This window comes from Variovorax sp. GW822-FHT04A09, from assembly GCF_058801005.1.
Genome location: NZ_JBXAMV010000002.1, coordinates 737,068 through 751,417, shown reverse-complemented (window position 1 = coordinate 751,417; position 14,350 = coordinate 737,068). Strand labels below are relative to the sequence as shown.

Genomic DNA, 14,350 nt, shown 5'->3' with positions numbered 1-14,350 from the left:
CCCCATAACGACACGACCCACGAGATGCGACTTCTCCACACCATGCTGCGCGTTGGCAATCTCCAGCGCTCCATCGACTTCTACACGCAGGTGCTCGGCATGACGCTGCTGCGCACGTCGGAAAACCCCGAGTACAAGTACAGCCTCGCCTTCGTCGGCTACGGCAACGGCAACCCCGACCAGGCCGAGATCGAGCTCACCTACAACTGGGGCACCGAGAGCTACGAGCTCGGCACCGCCTACGGCCACATCGCGCTCGGCGTGCCCGACGCCTACGCAGCCTGCGAGAAGATCAAGGCCTCGGGCGGCAACGTGACGCGCGAGGCCGGTCCGGTCAAGGGCGGCACGACGGTGATCGCCTTCGTGACGGACCCTGACGGCTACAAGATTGAATTGATCCAGCGCAACGAGAACGCCGCGGGCGGCGGCCTGCGCTGAGCCGTTTCGGGCCGCACCCCACGCCATGGCAAGCCCGAAGACAAAGAAGAAGGACGCGCCGCTGACGCGCTACGTCGCCCTGCTGCGCGGCGTGAACGTCAACGGCATCACGATCAAGAGCGCCGACCTGAAGGCGCTGTTCGTCGACGAACTCGGCTTCGGCGCGGTGCGCACGGTGCTCGCCAGCGGCAACGTGCTGTTCGACACCGACGCGCCCGATGCCGCCGCGCTGCGCACGCGCATCGAGCAGGCGCTGCGCCAGTGCTTCGGCTACGAGGCGTGGATCGTGCTGCTCACGCAGCGGCAGGTGGCCGACATGGCGGCGAGCTACCCATTCGAACGCATCGACGACACGCACCATCCGTACCTCGTGTTCGGCTCCGACGCCGCGATGCTCGACGAGATCATGGACAAGGCCGGCACGGTCGATGCCAAGGTCGAGCAGCTGGTGCGCGGCGATGGCGTGCTGTACTGGCAGTGCCCGCGCGGCGAAAGCCTGGAGACGCCGGTGGCGAAGCTGCTCGCGAAGACCCGCTACAAGTCGAGCACCACCACGCGCAACCTGCGCACGGTGGAAAAACTCATCACGGACTGATCGATCAGCAGCCCAGCCGGTCGGCCAGCGCGACGATGTCGCGCACATGCAGGCTGTTGTCCGGCTGCGGCGACACGTCCTTCGGCTGCTTGCGGCCGAACTCGTGGGGCCGCTCGATGTACGCCGTCTTCAGGCCGCACACGCGCGCGGCCACCAGGTCGTCGTGGTGCGCCGCGGCGAGCATGACCTGCCCGGGCGTCGCGTCGAACACGCCCGCCACGCCCAGGTAGGTGCGCGGGTCGGGCTTGTAGGCCTTGAACACCTCGGCCGACAGCACGCAATCCCAGGGCAGGCCGGCGCGCTTGGCCATCTCGGTGAGCAGGCCGATGTTGCCGTTGGAGAGCGTGCAGATGGTGAACTTCTTCTTGAGCCGCGTGAGCCCCTCGACCGCATCGGGCCAGGCCGGCAGGCGGTGCCAGGCGCGGCTCAGGTCGCGCTTGGCGGCGCTGTCGAGGTGGTCGGCCAGGCTGAAGTCGTGCAGCACCTGTTCGAGCATGCTCAGGTGCAGCTCGTCGAGCAGCGTGAAGCCGCCCTCGCCGGCCGCGATGCGTTCCATCACGGCCTTCATGGCGGGCTGGTAGCCGGCGCGCCAGGCCAGTGCAAAGGCCGCGCCGTCCACGCCGGGCAGCACGCGCTCGACCTCGGCCGCGATGCCGCTGTGCCAGTCGACCACCGTGCCGAACACGTCGAACGCGATGACCTTGAGGTCGCCCGCGTCGAAATCCGCCGACATGCTCAGCGGGGCAGCTGGCTCGCGGCGCGCGCCAGTTGCTCGATGCGGGTCCAGTCGCCGTCGCGGATGGCGTCGGTCGGCACGATCCACGAACCGCCCACGCAGGCCACGTTCGACAGCGCGAGGAACTCGGCCGCGTTGCCCGCATGGATGCCGCCCGTGGGGCAGAAGGTGACGTCGCCGAACGGGCCCTGCCAGGCCTTGAGCATCGGCAGGCCGCCGGCCTGCAGCGCGGGGAAGAACTTCAGCTGGGTGTAGCCGTCTTCCTGCGCCGTCATGATCTCGCTGCCGGTGGCCACGCCGGGCAGCAGCGGCAGGCCGAGGTCGTGGCAGGCCTTGCCGACCGCACGCGTGTAGCCCGGGCTCACGCCGAACTTGGCGCCGGCCAGCGCCGAGGCCTGCGCGTCGGCCGCGCTGCGGATGGTGCCGGCGCCGGCGACGGCCTCGGGCACTTCCTTGGCGATGGCCTCGATGCACTGCAGCGCCTGCGGCGTGCGCAGCGTCACTTCGAGCATGCGGATGCCGCCTGCGACCAGCGCGCGCGCCAGGGGCACGGCGTCTTTCACGTCGTTCAGCACGATGACCGGAATGACGGGTGCGTCGCGCATCACGTCGAGGGGGGTGAGTCTGTCTGTCATCTCATGGCTCCAAAAATTTCTTGCGGCCCGCGTGGGCCCCGTCACATCCAGGTGCAGGCGCCCTCTTCGGCGGTCAGGGCGTTGCGGCGCATGCCGGCGAACAGTTCGCGGCCCAGGCCGTGCCCGTCCGCGATGCGTTGCGCGTCGGACAGCGTCGCGGTCTCGCGCGCGGCCCATTCGTCTTCGGGCAGCAACACGGCAAGCGTACCCGCTACGGCGTCGAGGCGGATCAGGTCGCCGTCGCGCACCTTGGCCAGCGGGCCGCCGGCGGCGGCTTCGGGCGACACGTGGATGGCCGCCGGGATCTTGCCCGAGGCGCCGCTCATGCGGCCGTCGGTGACCAGCGCCACGCGGAAGCCCTTGCCCTGCAGCACCGACAGCGGCGGCGTGAGCTTGTGCAACTCGGGCATGCCGTTGGCTTGCGGGCCCTGCCAGCGCACCACGCAGACCACGTCGCGCTCCAGCTCGCCGGCCGTGAACGCTTTCTGCAGCGCGGCCTGCGAGTCGAAGACGCGCGCGGGCGCTTCGATGACGTGGCGGTCGTCGGGCACCGACGACACCTTGATCACGCTGCGTCCCAGGTTGCCGCTGAGCAGCTTGAGGCCGCCGGTGGCGCTGAAGGGGCTGGCCACCGGGCGCGTGACGGCTTCTTTCTGCAGCGGTGCAGCGGGCGTCCATTGCAGCGTGTTCTCGCCGGCCAGCGACGGGATGTTGGCGAATTCGCGGATGCCGCCGGCGCGCACCGTGAGCACGTCGGCGTGCATCAGGCCGGCTTCGACCAGCTCGCCGATCACGAAGCCCGGGCCGCCGCAGGCCTGGAACTCGTTCACGTCGGCGCTGCCGTTGGGGTACACGCGCGTGAGCAGCGGCACCACGTCGGACAGCTGGGAGAAGTCGTCCCAGTCGATGAGGATGCCCGCGGCGCGCGCCACGGCCACCCAGTGGATCAGGTGGTTGGTGGAACCGCCCGTGGCCAGCAGCGCGACCATGGCGTTGACGATGCAGCGCTCGTCGACCATCTCGCCGATGGGCGGGCAGTTGAAGGCGGTGTCGCTGGCCTTGCCGAGCACCGAGCGCACGGCCTCGCGCGTGAGCGTCTCGCGCATGGCGTCGCCGGGCTGGATGAAGGCCGTGCCGGGCACGTGCAGGCCCATGGCCTCCAGCAGCATCTGGTTGCTGTTGGCGGTGCCGTAGAAGGTGCAGGTGCCGACCGTGTGATAGGCGGCCATCTCGGCCTCGAGCAGGCCCTGGCGGCCCACGAGGCCCTGCGCCGCCTGCTCGCGCACCTTCGACTTGGCGGTGTTCGACAGGCCCGAGGGCATCGGCCCGGCGGGCACGAACACGGTGGGCAGGTGGCCGAAGTGCAGCGCGCCGATCAGCAGGCCCGGCACGATCTTGTCGCACACGCCGAGCATCAGCGCGCCGTCGAACATGTCGTGCGTGAGCGCGACGGCGGTGCTCATGGCGATCAGGTCGCGGCTGAACAGGCTCAGCTCCATGCCGGGCGTGCCCTGCGTGACGCCGTCGCACATGGCGGGCACGCCGCCGGCGACCTGCGCGGTGGCGCCGTGGCGGCGGGCCTCGTGCTTGATGATGTCCGGGTAGCCCTGATACGGCGCGTGGGCCGAGAGCATGTCGTTGTAGGCCGTGACGATGCCCAGGTTGGGCGCGCGCTCGGCCACCACCTTGAACTTGTCGTTGGCCGGGATGCCGGCCACGGCGTGCGCCACGTTGGCGCAGCCCATGCGGTCGGAGCCGCGGTCGCGGGCGCGGATCTCGGCCAGGCGCGTGAGGTAGGTGCTGCGCGTGTCGCGGCTGCGCGCGCGGATGCGATCGGTGACGTCGCGGACGGTGGGGTGTGTGCTGCTCATGGGGAAGTTGGCTCTTGCTGCGTGTCGCCGGCGCGACTGTGGGCCTGGAGGCCCATCGTACCAATTCGAGCGCGACGCCCCGATGAAATCCGGCCGCAGAACGATACGAAATTACTCAGGCATGCACCCGGTCGCGTGCAGGCACAAAAAAACCCGGCCATGCCGGGTTTTTTGATGGGGGATGCGGAAGGCCGGATCGCTCAGTCGACCAGCCGGACCTCGACGCGGCGCGCCTCGGCGTTGTTGCCCGATCCGGCGGTGACGGCGGGCTTTTGCAGGTCGATCTTCTCGGCCGGCACGCCCAGGCCCGCCAGCACCTCGCGCACCATCTGGGCGCGTTTCTTGGCCAGTTCCTCGTTCACGGCGGCGTCGCCGGTGGTGTCGTGGAAGCCCGAGACCACCGCCTTGCGGCCACCCTCGACGCCCTTGATGACCAGGGCCAGCGCCTCGGCCGCGCCCGGTGCGAGGTCGGCGCTGCCGGTCGCGAAGTAGAAGTTCACCACGCCGCCGACCACGCGGATGCTGGCGCCGTCGGGGATCACCACGGTGACGGTCTCGGTGACTTCGGTCACCTGCACCGCGCCGCCCGGCGCCGCTGAAGCCGAAGCCGCGACAGCGGGCTTGGCCTGCGCGGCCGTCGCGCCCAGGCCCTTGTGCCAGAAGGCGACGCCGATCACGAACATGATCACGAGCGCGATCAATGCCACCAGGAAGCCGAGGGCGAAATTCTGCTGGCTGTCGTCGTTGTTCATGGAAGCGCGGTCTCCGTAGGAAAGGGGTCGGTAAATAATGGTGCGGTGAACCATGATCACGAAATTGTAGGCGCCACCCCCGACACCCCCGTGTCAGCCGTCGCGCCGGACCCCGGTCCGCCGGGTCTCGACCCCATGCCCCGTCCGCTGCGCGACCCGCAGCCGATGCTGGAACGCGCGATCGCCGACTGGGGCGGGCGCGACGATCTCTGGCTCTTCGGCTACGGCTCGCTGATCTGGCGGCCCGAATTCGGCTTTGCGGAACGGCGCGCGGCCTCGGTGCACGGCTGGCACCGCGCGCTCAAGATGTGGAGCCGCGTCAACCGCGGCAGCGTGCAGACGCCGGGCCTGGTGTTCGGCCTGCTCTCGGGCGGCAGTTGCCGGGGTGTGGTGTTCCGCGTGCCGAAGGCCGAGGGCCTGGAGACGCTCAAGCGCCTCTGGCTGCGCGAGATGCCGACCGGCGTGTACGACCCCAAGTGGCTGCAATGCGGCACCGCCGAAGGGCCGGTGCGCGCGCTGGCCTTCACGCTGTCGCGGCGCAGCCCCAACTTCACGGGCGAGCTCAGCGACGAGCGCTACCGCCACATCTTCGCGAATGCCGTGGGCCGCTACGGCAGCTCGCTCGACTACGCGCGCCAGACCCTGCTCGAACTGCAGCGCCATGCGATCCACGACGCGGCACTGGCCCGGCTGGTGGCGCTGGCCGCCGAGCCGCCATTTCAGACACCCGCCGATTGCGGGACAGCCCCGGCTCCGGTATACGTTGCGGGGTCTTCGGACACCGCGTCCTCTCAACCCTCCACCCCGTTCAACAAGGAAAACCAATGATCCATCGCCGTCTCCTCGCCACTGGCACCGCCCTCCTCGCCACTGCCGTGCTCGCCGCCTGCGGCAGCATGGGCGGCAAGCCGAGCACCACGGTCGAGCTGACGCCGACCGCCGCCGTCACGCCCAACCCCGCGCGCGGCTCGGTGACGCTCACCGCCCTCGACCACGGCGTGCGCGTGTCCGGCGAGGTGCGCGGCCTGGCGCCGGGCAGCGAGCACGGTTTCCACATCCATGAAAAGGGCGACTGCGGCAACAACGGCAACGCCTCGGGCGGCCACTTCAACCCGGCCGGCGGCACGCACGGCAAGTTCTCCGCGCCCGGCAGCCATGCCGGCGAGCTGCCCAGCCTCGTGGCCGATGCCAGCGGCGTGGCGCGCTTCAGCGTCGACAACCACGCGATCTCGCTGACCGACGGCGCCGCCAACAACGTGCGCGGCCGCGCGCTCGTGGTGCACCGCGACCGCGACGACTTCACGACGCAGCCCGCCGGCAACTCCGGCCCGCGCGTGCTCTGCGCGGTCGTTGCCCAGAACTAAGCAAAAAGTGTGAGCGGTCAGGCGCCCGCGCGCGCCTGCCAGAGCGCCTCGGCCCGCGCCAGGGCCTCGGGCGTGTCGATGTCGGTCACCACGCCGGCATCGTCCACCGCCAGGTCGACGACCGCATCGATGGCACGCATCGACCGCAGGACGGGCGATGCACCCATGTTCCCTTCCAGCGCCGCCAGCTGCGCCCCGCAGCCTGCCGCAAAGCCCACCGGGTGCCCGCGCTCGCCCCGGTACTCCGGCTGCACGGCATTCACCCGCCCGCCGAGCGCGGCGGCCACCGCCCGCAGCGTCGCGGGCTGCACCAGCGGCAGGTCGCCCGGCAGGATCAGCCAGCCCGCCGCGTGGGGCGTGGCGCGCACCGCGGCGGCAATCGAATCGCCCATGCCGGGGTGCCCCGCGTCTTCCAGGTGCCACGGCAGGCCGCTCGCGCGCACCGCGTCGAGCGTGCGCTCGAGCACCGGCCGGCCCGCGAGCAGCGCCTTCAGCTTGGAGCCCGTGCCGCCGGCCGCGATGAAACGCTCGCCACGGCCCGAGGCCAGCACGATCACGGTCGGGGAGTTCGCCTCTGTCGTCGTCATGGGCGAAGTATGTGCGCAACAATCCCGGCATGACTTCTTCTCCTCTTTCCAAGGACGCGCTGGCCGCGCTGCGCAAGAGCTACGAGCGCGCCGAGCTCGACGAGACCCGCAGCGCCCCCGACCCGCTCCAGCAGTTCGAGCGCTGGCTCACCGAGGCCGTCGACGCGCACATCCCCGAGCCCAACGCGATGACGCTGTGCACGGTGGGCAGCGACCTGCGGCCGTCCAGCCGCATCGTGCTGATCAAGGGCTACGACGCGCGCGGCATCGTCTGGTACACCAACTACGACAGCCGCAAGGGCCGCGAGCTGTCGGGCAACCCGTATGCGTCGCTGCAGTTCCACTGGGTCGAGCTGGAGCGCGTGGTGCGCATCGAGGGCCGCGTCGAAAGGGTCAGCGCCGAGGAGAGCGACGCCTACTACGCCAGCCGCCCGCTCGATTCACGCATCGGCGCCTGGGCCAGCCCGCAGAGCGAAGTGATCAGCGGACGCGACGTGCTGGTGAAGAACGCCGCCGTGTACGCCGCCAAACACCTGCTCTCGCCGCCGCGCCCGCCGCACTGGGGCGGCTTCCGGCTGGTGCCCGATCGCTGGGAGTTCTGGCAGGGCCGCAAGAGCCGGCTGCACGACCGGCTGCGCTACAGGCTCGAAGGCGCGGACTGGGTGCGCGAACGCCTGGCCCCTTAAGCCTGCCTCAAGCCTCGCAAGTCGCAACCTTGAACTCGACGCGCCGATCGAGCGCGTCGCTCGCATCGTCGGCACCCGTGCCGACGATGTTCTCGCGAAAGCCCATGCCGGCTTCGCGCAGCTTCTTCGACAGCGGCGGCGCCTCGCCCACCAGCCGCGCCTTGACGCTGGTTGCGCGCTGCAGCGACAGCCGCTCGTTGACCGCCTCCGAGCCCGTGCGGCTCGTGTGGCCCGTGACCACCACGCACGACTCGATCTGCGCCGCCTGCCGCGCGATCTGGCGCAGCCACATCGGGTAGGCCGCGCTGATCTTCGGGTCGGCCAGGAAGTCGGTCGAGCCCGGCTTGAACAAAAACTTGACGCTCAGGTTGTTGCTCTCGAGCCCCAGCCGCGCCAGCGTGCCGAAGGTGCGCTCGGCATCGGCCGTGCGGCCCAGCTGCGACTGCGTGAGGTACAGCCCGCTGTAGATGCGCAGCTGCTGGCCGTCGGCGCGCTTCGACGCGGCCTCGTAGCGGCTCAGGGCCTCGCTCATGCGGCCGGCCTCGTAGGCGGCGGTGGCCTCCTGCAGCACCGTGGCGGTCGGCAGGCGCTCCAGGTACAGCGCGTCGGCGGCCTGCCCGGCCGGCGTCTCGGCGGTGCGGATGTAGCCTTCCACGCCGCGGTCCTTGCCGTTCACCGGGCTGTCGCGGAAGAAGGCGGTGGGCCGCGTGTCGAGCGAGGCATCGCTGATGCGCGCCACCGACTGCGCGATCACCATGCCGCTCTTGATCTCAGTCATGGCGAGGTTCAACCGGTACGGCGCGCCCGAGGCGTCCTTGTCGCGCACCAGCGTGCCGTTGAGCACGTACTGCGCGTTGCCGATCTCGTTCGCGTTGAACGGCGTCACGGTGAACTGCTTGAACTGCGCCTGCATGCGCTGCACGATGCGCTGCTCGGCCACGCGCGTCACCTCGGTCTGCTGGCCGCTGGCGCCTTCGAGCAGCGGATCGATCACGATGCGCCGCTGCGTCAGCGTCGACTCCACCTTGGCCAGGAAGGCCGGCAGTTTCTGGGTCTGCACCATGAGGTCGTCGACCGCCTGGGTGACGGCCTGGTCGAAGGGCATGGCGCTGCTGGGCGCGGGGCGGTGCGCGCAGGCGGTGGCCAGCAGCGCGGCAGTGCACAGCGCCAGCACGTGCCACAGGGTTCGGGGGACGGCGGTGTTCGCTGTTGTGGTCGTGGTCATCAGCACTGGCTCCTCAATATCTTCATATCCTGGTCCGACAGCGGCTCGCCGACGGCGGCGCGCATGTTGATCTCGCTGCAGCGTTTCGATGGCGCGGGGCGCCGCTCGACGGGTTCGCGATGCGCCTCGGGCGCCGGGGCCGGCGCGGCGGTGGCGGTGATCTGCGGGCGCGGCTTCGGCGCCGGCCGCACGACGGCGGGCTTGGGCTCCGCTTCCTTGGCCGGCGGTGCCTCAACCGGCACGGGAACGGCCAGGCAGGGCGTGCGGCATGGCTTGGCCTCGCCCGCCGCATGCGCGCGCGCGCCGTGCAGCGCGATCACCGTCGCGACCACCGCCGTCACTGCAAGGGCAAGGGGCGAAACACGCGCCGGGTAGATCGTCATCAGCCGGCAAATGTAGGGGCGCGAACGCCGCTCGCCAGCCCACCAAACGGCCACCCCTGCCAAACGGCATAGGGCTAGCGCTGTCGCTCAGTCGGGCAAAAGTTCGCGAAAAGCGCGGAAGAAATGGGGGCCGTCAGGGCAACCACTGCACCCAGACCATGACCAGGGTGAGCGTGCCCAGCGCCAGCACGGTCGACACGGCGACGCTGGCCGTGACCAGGTCTTCGGCGCTGCGATAGCGCTGCGAGAACAGGAACACGTTGGCGCCGATGGGCAGCGCCGCCGCCACCACCATCACGGTGAGCGGAATGCCGCGCACGCCCAGCAGCCAGCCGATGAGCGCCACCAGCAGCGGGTGCACGAGGTTCTTCACCAGCGCCTGCACCAGCGCGCCGCGCCAGTGGCGTCCGATGGGCGTGAGCGCGAGCGTGATGCCCACCATCACCAGCGCGACCGGCCCGAAGGCCTGGCCCAGCAGCTGGATCGGCTTGTCGATCACCTCGGGCATCACGAGGCCCGTCTGCGCGAACAGCAGGCCCGCGATGATGGGCAGCGGCACCGGATGGATGATGGCGTTGCGCAGCGCGCGCCCCACGGTGCGCGCCATGGAGCGCCGGTCGGCGCCGCTCACCGCCGCGTGCTCGCGCGCCACGGCCAGCTCGAGCACCACGGTGGCGCTGGTCATGAGCACGAGCGAATGCAGTGAGATCAGCGTGAGCAGCACCACCATGCCGGCCTCGCCGTAGGCCAGGCCGATCAGCGCGATGCCGATCATCACGGTGTTGCTGTAGGTGTTGGCCAGCGCCAGCACCGCGCCCGTGCGGTTGAAGCCGCGCCACGCGAGCGTGGCCGCGAACAGCAGGCCCGAGGCGATGAAGTACGCCGCCACGGGCTTCAGGCTCAACTCCTGCACGTGCACCGTGCTCATGGCGCGGAACAGCAGCGCGGGCGCGAGCAGCAGGAAGATGAGGTTCGACAGGTCTTTCACCGCATTGCCGCCGATCCACCGGCGCCGTCCGGCAAGGTAGCCGGCGGCAATGAGAAGAACGACGGGCAGCAGGGAAGAAATGACGAACGAATTCACCCGGCGAGGATAGCGCGCGCCCGCCGCGCGAAAGGCCGGCGCCTCAGAACGTGACGCGCAAACCCACCTTCAGCGAGCGCCCCGGCAGCGGCGCCTTCGGGAACACCGTGGTCGTCAGGATCGAGGTCGGCGTGTAGGCCAGCGTGTTCCCGATGTTGTCCATGCGCGCGTACCAGGTGAGGTTGGCGCGCTGCACCTTCATGCGGTAGCTGATGGACGCGTTCCACAGCGTGTACGCGTCCGTCTCGCGCGCGCCCACGCTCGGCACCCGGCGCTGCGCCGCGTTGTAGTCGAAGCCGACGCGCGCGGTCCACGGCCCGTTGCCGTAGGCCAGCGTGGCGCCCAGGCGCAGCGGCGCGATGCGCGGCAGCGGCTCGCCAGTGTCGAGGTTTTTCGCGCGCACGATGTCGCCGCGCCATTCGAGGTCGAGCGTGCCCGCGTCGGCCATGCGCGCGAAGCCGTCGGCGCCCAGCAGCCGCAGGTTGCCGTTGGCCTCGATGCCGGTGAAGCGCGCGCGCATGCCGCCGTAGCGGTACTCGGCCAGTGTGTCGGTGGCTTCGGGGTCGGTGACGACCTGCCCTTCCTCGTCGAGCGTGCGGCCCGACGCGGTCAGGCCGATGTAGTTGCGAAAGCGCGTGACGTACGCGTTCACGCGGGCCGTGTTCGGGCCCGACTTCCACTGCGCGCCCAGGTCGAAGCCGGTGGACTTTTCCTTGCCCAGGTTCGGGTCGCCCACCTCCCACGCCGCCGTGGCCACGTGCGGGCCATTGGCGAGCAGCTCGTAGTCCTTCGGTGCGCGCTCGGTGTAGGCCAGGTTCGAGGTCAGCTGCCACTGGGGCGTGAGGTTGACCAGCGCGCCGAACGCCGCGCTGTGCGGATTGAAGCTGCGCTCGCCGATGGCGAAGCGCGTCACCGACAGGTCGTCGGGGTAGCCCAGCGAGCGCACCGTGACCTTCTCGGTGCGCGCGCCGAAGCTCAGGCGACCCCACGAGGTGCCGAGCTCTTCGTGCAGGAACAGCGCGTTGGAGCGCGTGCGGCTGTGCGGCGCGAAGGCCTCCGAGCCGTCGGCGGCGAAGCGGTTGGTCTCGCGGCTGAAGCCGACCAGGCCTTCGAGGTTGCCGATCTTTTCGTGCCGCGCCTCGATGCGCAGGTCGTTGCTCAGGTTGGAGAAGGTGGTGCCGGCCTCGCGGCCCTCGAACTCGGTGTGGCGGTAATCGGTGCGGCTGACCTTCGCGTGGATGCTGCGGATGAAGCCGCCCGGGCGCCACTCGCCTTCCAGCGCGTAGCGGTCGGACTTCATGCCGATGGTCACATCGTCCTCGGCCACGGTGCCGTAGTTGCTGCGGTAGGTGCTGGCCGAGGCGCCGATCCAGCCCTGGCCGAAGAACAGCGTGCCGCCGACCGCGCCGCCGTGCGCCTCGTTCTGCGAGTTGCAGATGCGGCGCGCGAGCGACAGGCGACCGGGCTTGCTGCATTCGAGGTCGACCGGCACCGCCACGTCCTTCGAATCGCGGTTGAAGGCGTCGACGTGCAGGGCGAAGCGGTCGTTGCCGCCTTCGAGCAGCACGCCGCCGCTCTTTTCCTTGTTGCCGCTGGCGTAGCCCAGCTCGGCACGGCCGCCGAAGCCGTTGATGGGCTCGGTGGGGATGCGGTTGTCGATCACGTTGACCACGCCGCCCACGGCGCTGCCGCCGTACTGCAGCGCCGAGGGGCCGCGCAGCACCTCGATGCGCTCGGTCACCAGCGCATCGACGGGCACCGCGTGGTCGTAGCTCAGCGCCGAGGCGTCGGGCGCGCCGCCGCCGTTCTGCAGGATGCGGATGCGGTCGCCGTCCTGCCCGCGGATGCTGGGGCGGCTGGCGTTGGGGCCGAAGTAGCTGCTGCTCACGCCGGGCAGGTTGTTCAGCGTTTCGCCCAGCGTCGATTCGGAGCGCAGCAGCAGCTGATCGCCCGACAGCGAGGTGGTCGGCGCGATCAGGTCGCTCGCGCCCAGCGGGTTGCCGGTGACGGTGACCTCGCGCAGGCTGGAGGGGTCAGCGGCTGGGGCGGCGGCGGTGTCGGCGGTCTGGGCCAGGCTCGCCACCGAGGCGAGCGAAAGAACGGCAGCGCCGATGGCGTTGCGACGGAATTGGGGGGTCATGAAGAAAGAACACTCGTTGAATCGGGGAACGACCGGCCGCCCTCACCCGCCCGAAGGGGTGCGGCAACCGGAACACGGGGGATTCAGCGAGTGGACGGCGGGCCGCGCGCGTCGAAGAGCGCGACCCAGCGGGCGATGGCTTCGCCCTGCAGATAAGCAAACGTGGCCGCCGGCAGCAGCATCGGCAGCACCACCAGCGGCACGCCGGGCACGCCCGTGCCGTGCGCCAACTGGTCGTACAGGCGGCAGTCGGCGTCGTCGTGCACGCCGAAGAGGCTGGCCAGCGTGTGGCCGGTGTCGTGCCGGTGCGCGGCCTGTGCCTGCACCTTCGCCGCCGCAGCGGCGGGCAGGCCCGGCACGTGCAACGAACGGTGCATGAGCCCCATCGTGCCGGCGAACCAGAGCGCGAACGCCAGCGCGACGACGAGCGCGCGGGTGGCGCGCGTCGTGCGGTTCGGGGTCTGGCGCAGGGTGGCGGACACGGGGCGTGAAAAAAAGAGGCTCAGGCCTTGACGCGCGAGGCGAAGGTCTTCTGGAACTTCTCGACCTTCGGGCCGACCACGAACGCGCAGTAGCCCTGGTTCGGGTGGTTCAGGAAGTAGTCCTGGTGGTAGGCCTCGGCCGTCGAGTAGTTGGCCAGCGGTGCCACTTCGGTCACCACGGGCGAGCTGTAGGTCTTGCTGGCCTCGATCTCGCGGATCACGGATTCGGCAACCTCTTTCTGGGCATCGCTCGTGGTGTAGATGCCGCTGCGGTACTGGGTGCCGACGTCGTTGCCCTGGCGGTTGAGCGTGGTGGGGTCGTGCACCACGAAGAAGATCTCGAGCAGCTCGCGCAGGCTGATCTGCGCCGGGTCGAATTCGAGCTTCACGACCTCGGCATGGCCGGTGCGGCCGGTGCAGATCTGCTCGTAGCTCGGGTTCAGGGTCTGGCCGTTGCTGTAGCCCGACTCGACGTCCAGCACGCCCTGCACCCGGTCGAACACCGCCTCGGTGCACCAGAAGCAGCCTCCGCCGAGCACGATGGTTTCGGTGGGCGACGGTGAGGAAGACATGGCGCGGCTCCGGGTGGGTTGGAAAAAGCGGGGACCGGTATTGTCGCGGCTTGACGGGCCGGATGCCGGTCACTACATTACTAACCCGTCAGTCATTAACACCATGGCCTCCCCCCGCTCCCTCGTCGACAAGTTCTGCCCGCTGCCGTCCAAGCGCGAGCGGCGCAAGGAAGCGCGTCCGGGCGAGCTGCTGGCGGCGGCGCTCGACCTGTTCGTCGAAAAGGGCTTTGCCGCCACCCGCTCGGAAGAAGTGGCGGCCCGCGCCGGCGTGTCCAAGGGCACCCTCTTTCTTTACTTTCCGAGCAAGGAAGAGCTGTTCAAGGCCGTGGTGATCGAAAACCTCGGCGGCCGTTTCACAGAGTGGAACGCCGAATTCGAGGCCTTCGAGGGCACGACGGCCGAAATGCTGCGCTACTGCATGAACGTCTGGTGGGAACGCGTCGGCCTGACCAAGGCCTCGGGCCTGACCAAGCTGATGATGAGCGAAGGCGGCAATTTTCCCGAGCTGGCGGAGTTCTACCGCCAGCAGGTGGTGCGCCCCGGCCACGACCTGCTGCGCCGCATCCTGCAGCGCGGCATCGACCGCGGCGAGTTCGTGCCCATGGACATCGACCACGCCATCTACTCGGTGGTCGCGCCCATGGTGTTCCTCATGCTCTGGAAGCATTCGGCCATGGTCTGCGTCGACGGCGTGAGCACGCTCGACCCCGAAAAATTCATCGCCACCCAGTGCGAAACCGTGCTCTACGGCCTCTGCGTGCGCCCCGGGAGCCCCGCATGACGCCCGCCGGATGGCCGAC

Annotated in this window: 17 protein-coding genes; 6 read left to right on the top strand and 11 right to left on the bottom strand. The window is 70.0% G+C overall.

From position 1 onward, the window contains the following. The first annotated feature begins 24 nt into the window (after window positions 1-24). Window positions 25-438, top strand: coding sequence for a lactoylglutathione lyase (gene gloA, locus AC1RLW_RS14565; protein ID WP_493193620.1), 414 nt, complete (start codon window positions 25-27; stop codon window positions 436-438). Between the two features lie 25 nt (window positions 439-463). Next, the gene (locus AC1RLW_RS14560; RefSeq protein ID WP_493193618.1) at window positions 464-1,033 is read left to right on the top strand and encodes a DUF1697 domain-containing protein; all 570 of its coding nucleotides are present in this window, start codon (window positions 464-466) and stop codon (window positions 1,031-1,033) included. A 4-nt stretch (window positions 1,034-1,037) separates the two neighbouring features. Here AC1RLW_RS14560 and AC1RLW_RS14555 read toward each other — a convergent pair whose 3' ends face one another. The 4 genes from AC1RLW_RS14555 to AC1RLW_RS14540 all read right to left on the bottom strand — a co-directional run bounded on the left by AC1RLW_RS14555 (window position 1,038) and on the right by AC1RLW_RS14540 (window position 5,027). Further along, complete coding sequence (locus AC1RLW_RS14555) at window positions 1,038-1,766, bottom strand: haloacid dehalogenase type II (protein WP_493193616.1); 729 nt, start codon at window positions 1,764-1,766, stop codon at window positions 1,038-1,040. 2 nt (window positions 1,767-1,768) lie between these two features. Next, window positions 1,769-2,404 carry a bifunctional 4-hydroxy-2-oxoglutarate aldolase/2-dehydro-3-deoxy-phosphogluconate aldolase gene (gene eda, locus AC1RLW_RS14550; RefSeq protein WP_070062470.1) on the bottom strand — a complete coding sequence of 212 codons (636 nt, stop codon included), beginning with the start codon at window positions 2,402-2,404 and terminating at the stop codon, window positions 1,769-1,771. A 41-nt stretch (window positions 2,405-2,445) separates the two neighbouring features. After that, window positions 2,446-4,275, bottom strand: coding sequence for a phosphogluconate dehydratase (gene edd, locus AC1RLW_RS14545; protein WP_139702881.1), 1,830 nt, complete (start codon window positions 4,273-4,275; stop codon window positions 2,446-2,448). 200 nt (window positions 4,276-4,475) lie between these two features. Beyond that, entirely contained in the window at window positions 4,476-5,027 is a 552-nt protein-coding gene (locus AC1RLW_RS14540) for an OmpA family protein (RefSeq protein ID WP_307587379.1), read from the bottom strand. Between the two features lie 135 nt (window positions 5,028-5,162). Between AC1RLW_RS14540 and AC1RLW_RS14535 the strand changes: the two genes are divergently transcribed. Both AC1RLW_RS14535 and AC1RLW_RS14530 read left to right on the top strand, forming a co-directional pair. Further along, window positions 5,163-5,855 carry a gamma-glutamylcyclotransferase gene (locus tag AC1RLW_RS14535; RefSeq protein ID WP_307637857.1) on the top strand — a complete coding sequence of 231 codons (693 nt, stop codon included), beginning with the start codon at window positions 5,163-5,165 and terminating at the stop codon, window positions 5,853-5,855. Continuing rightward, entirely contained in the window at window positions 5,852-6,391 is a 540-nt protein-coding gene (locus AC1RLW_RS14530) for a superoxide dismutase family protein (RefSeq protein WP_493193614.1), read from the top strand. Before AC1RLW_RS14535 ends, AC1RLW_RS14530 begins: the two co-directional genes overlap by 4 nt. 17 nt (window positions 6,392-6,408) lie before the next feature. Here AC1RLW_RS14530 and AC1RLW_RS14525 read toward each other — a convergent pair whose 3' ends face one another. Next, window positions 6,409-6,978: a nucleotidyltransferase family protein gene (locus AC1RLW_RS14525; RefSeq protein WP_493193613.1), complete on the bottom strand. Its 570-nt coding sequence runs from the start codon at window positions 6,976-6,978 to the stop codon at window positions 6,409-6,411. A gap of 29 nt (window positions 6,979-7,007) precedes the next feature. On the opposite strand from AC1RLW_RS14525, the gene pdxH reads away from it, so the two are divergent. Beyond that, window positions 7,008-7,664 carry a pyridoxamine 5'-phosphate oxidase gene (gene pdxH, locus AC1RLW_RS14520; protein ID WP_369629666.1) on the top strand — a complete coding sequence of 219 codons (657 nt, stop codon included), beginning with the start codon at window positions 7,008-7,010 and terminating at the stop codon, window positions 7,662-7,664. Between the two features lie 7 nt (window positions 7,665-7,671). On the opposite strand, the gene AC1RLW_RS14515 is transcribed toward pdxH, so the two are convergent. The 6 genes from AC1RLW_RS14515 to msrA form a co-directional block, all read right to left on the bottom strand. Then, window positions 7,672-8,889 carry an OmpA family protein gene (locus tag AC1RLW_RS14515; RefSeq protein ID WP_493193611.1) on the bottom strand — a complete coding sequence of 406 codons (1,218 nt, stop codon included), beginning with the start codon at window positions 8,887-8,889 and terminating at the stop codon, window positions 7,672-7,674. After that, a complete protein-coding gene (locus tag AC1RLW_RS14510; RefSeq protein WP_493193609.1) occupies window positions 8,889-9,272 on the bottom strand; it encodes a hypothetical protein in 384 nt (127 codons plus the stop codon). Before AC1RLW_RS14510 ends, AC1RLW_RS14515 begins: the two co-directional genes overlap by 1 nt. Window positions 9,273-9,405: 133 nt before the next feature. Next, complete coding sequence (locus AC1RLW_RS14505) at window positions 9,406-10,356, bottom strand: AEC family transporter (RefSeq protein ID WP_493193608.1); 951 nt, start codon at window positions 10,354-10,356, stop codon at window positions 9,406-9,408. 43 nt (window positions 10,357-10,399) lie between these two features. Beyond that, on the bottom strand, window positions 10,400-12,496 hold the full coding sequence (locus AC1RLW_RS14500) for a TonB-dependent receptor (protein ID WP_493193607.1): 2,097 nt from the start codon (window positions 12,494-12,496) through the stop codon (window positions 10,400-10,402). An 83-nt stretch (window positions 12,497-12,579) separates the two neighbouring features. Beyond that, the gene (locus AC1RLW_RS14495; protein ID WP_493193605.1) at window positions 12,580-12,978 is read right to left on the bottom strand and encodes a hypothetical protein; all 399 of its coding nucleotides are present in this window, start codon (window positions 12,976-12,978) and stop codon (window positions 12,580-12,582) included. 20 nt (window positions 12,979-12,998) lie between these two features. Next, window positions 12,999-13,550, bottom strand: coding sequence for a peptide-methionine (S)-S-oxide reductase MsrA (msrA, locus tag AC1RLW_RS14490; RefSeq protein ID WP_492699282.1), 552 nt, complete (start codon window positions 13,548-13,550; stop codon window positions 12,999-13,001). A 103-nt stretch (window positions 13,551-13,653) separates the two neighbouring features. Here msrA and AC1RLW_RS14485 point away from each other — a divergent pair, with 103 nt between their 5' ends. Continuing rightward, the gene (locus AC1RLW_RS14485; RefSeq protein ID WP_492728020.1) at window positions 13,654-14,331 is read left to right on the top strand and encodes a TetR/AcrR family transcriptional regulator; all 678 of its coding nucleotides are present in this window, start codon (window positions 13,654-13,656) and stop codon (window positions 14,329-14,331) included. Window positions 14,332-14,350 lie beyond the last annotated feature (19 nt).

Bases quoted from the DNA above. Each gene is read 5' to 3' on its own strand.
- gloA (WP_493193620.1), top strand. From the start codon at position 25: ATGCGACTTCTCCACACCATGCTGCGCGTTGGCAATCTCCAGCGCTCC.
- AC1RLW_RS14560 (WP_493193618.1), top strand. From the start codon at position 464: ATGGCAAGCCCGAAGACAAAGAAGAAGGACGCGCCGCTGACGCGCTAC.
- AC1RLW_RS14555 (WP_493193616.1), bottom strand. From the start codon at position 1,766: ATGTCGGCGGATTTCGACGCGGGCGACCTCAAGGTCATCGCGTTCGAC.
- eda (WP_070062470.1), bottom strand. From the start codon at position 2,404: ATGACAGACAGACTCACCCCCCTCGACGTGATGCGCGACGCACCCGTC.
- edd (WP_139702881.1), bottom strand. From the start codon at position 4,275: ATGAGCAGCACACACCCCACCGTCCGCGACGTCACCGATCGCATCCGC.
- AC1RLW_RS14540 (WP_307587379.1), bottom strand. From the start codon at position 5,027: ATGAACAACGACGACAGCCAGCAGAATTTCGCCCTCGGCTTCCTGGTG.
- AC1RLW_RS14535 (WP_307637857.1), top strand. From the start codon at position 5,163: ATGCCCCGTCCGCTGCGCGACCCGCAGCCGATGCTGGAACGCGCGATC.
- AC1RLW_RS14530 (WP_493193614.1), top strand. From the start codon at position 5,852: ATGATCCATCGCCGTCTCCTCGCCACTGGCACCGCCCTCCTCGCCACT.
- AC1RLW_RS14525 (WP_493193613.1), bottom strand. From the start codon at position 6,978: ATGACGACGACAGAGGCGAACTCCCCGACCGTGATCGTGCTGGCCTCG.
- pdxH (WP_369629666.1), top strand. From the start codon at position 7,008: ATGACTTCTTCTCCTCTTTCCAAGGACGCGCTGGCCGCGCTGCGCAAG.
- AC1RLW_RS14515 (WP_493193611.1), bottom strand. From the start codon at position 8,889: ATGACCACGACCACAACAGCGAACACCGCCGTCCCCCGAACCCTGTGG.
- AC1RLW_RS14510 (WP_493193609.1), bottom strand. From the start codon at position 9,272: ATGACGATCTACCCGGCGCGTGTTTCGCCCCTTGCCCTTGCAGTGACG.
- AC1RLW_RS14500 (WP_493193607.1), bottom strand. From the start codon at position 12,496: ATGACCCCCCAATTCCGTCGCAACGCCATCGGCGCTGCCGTTCTTTCG.
- msrA (WP_492699282.1), bottom strand. From the start codon at position 13,550: ATGTCTTCCTCACCGTCGCCCACCGAAACCATCGTGCTCGGCGGAGGC.
- AC1RLW_RS14485 (WP_492728020.1), top strand. From the start codon at position 13,654: ATGGCCTCCCCCCGCTCCCTCGTCGACAAGTTCTGCCCGCTGCCGTCC.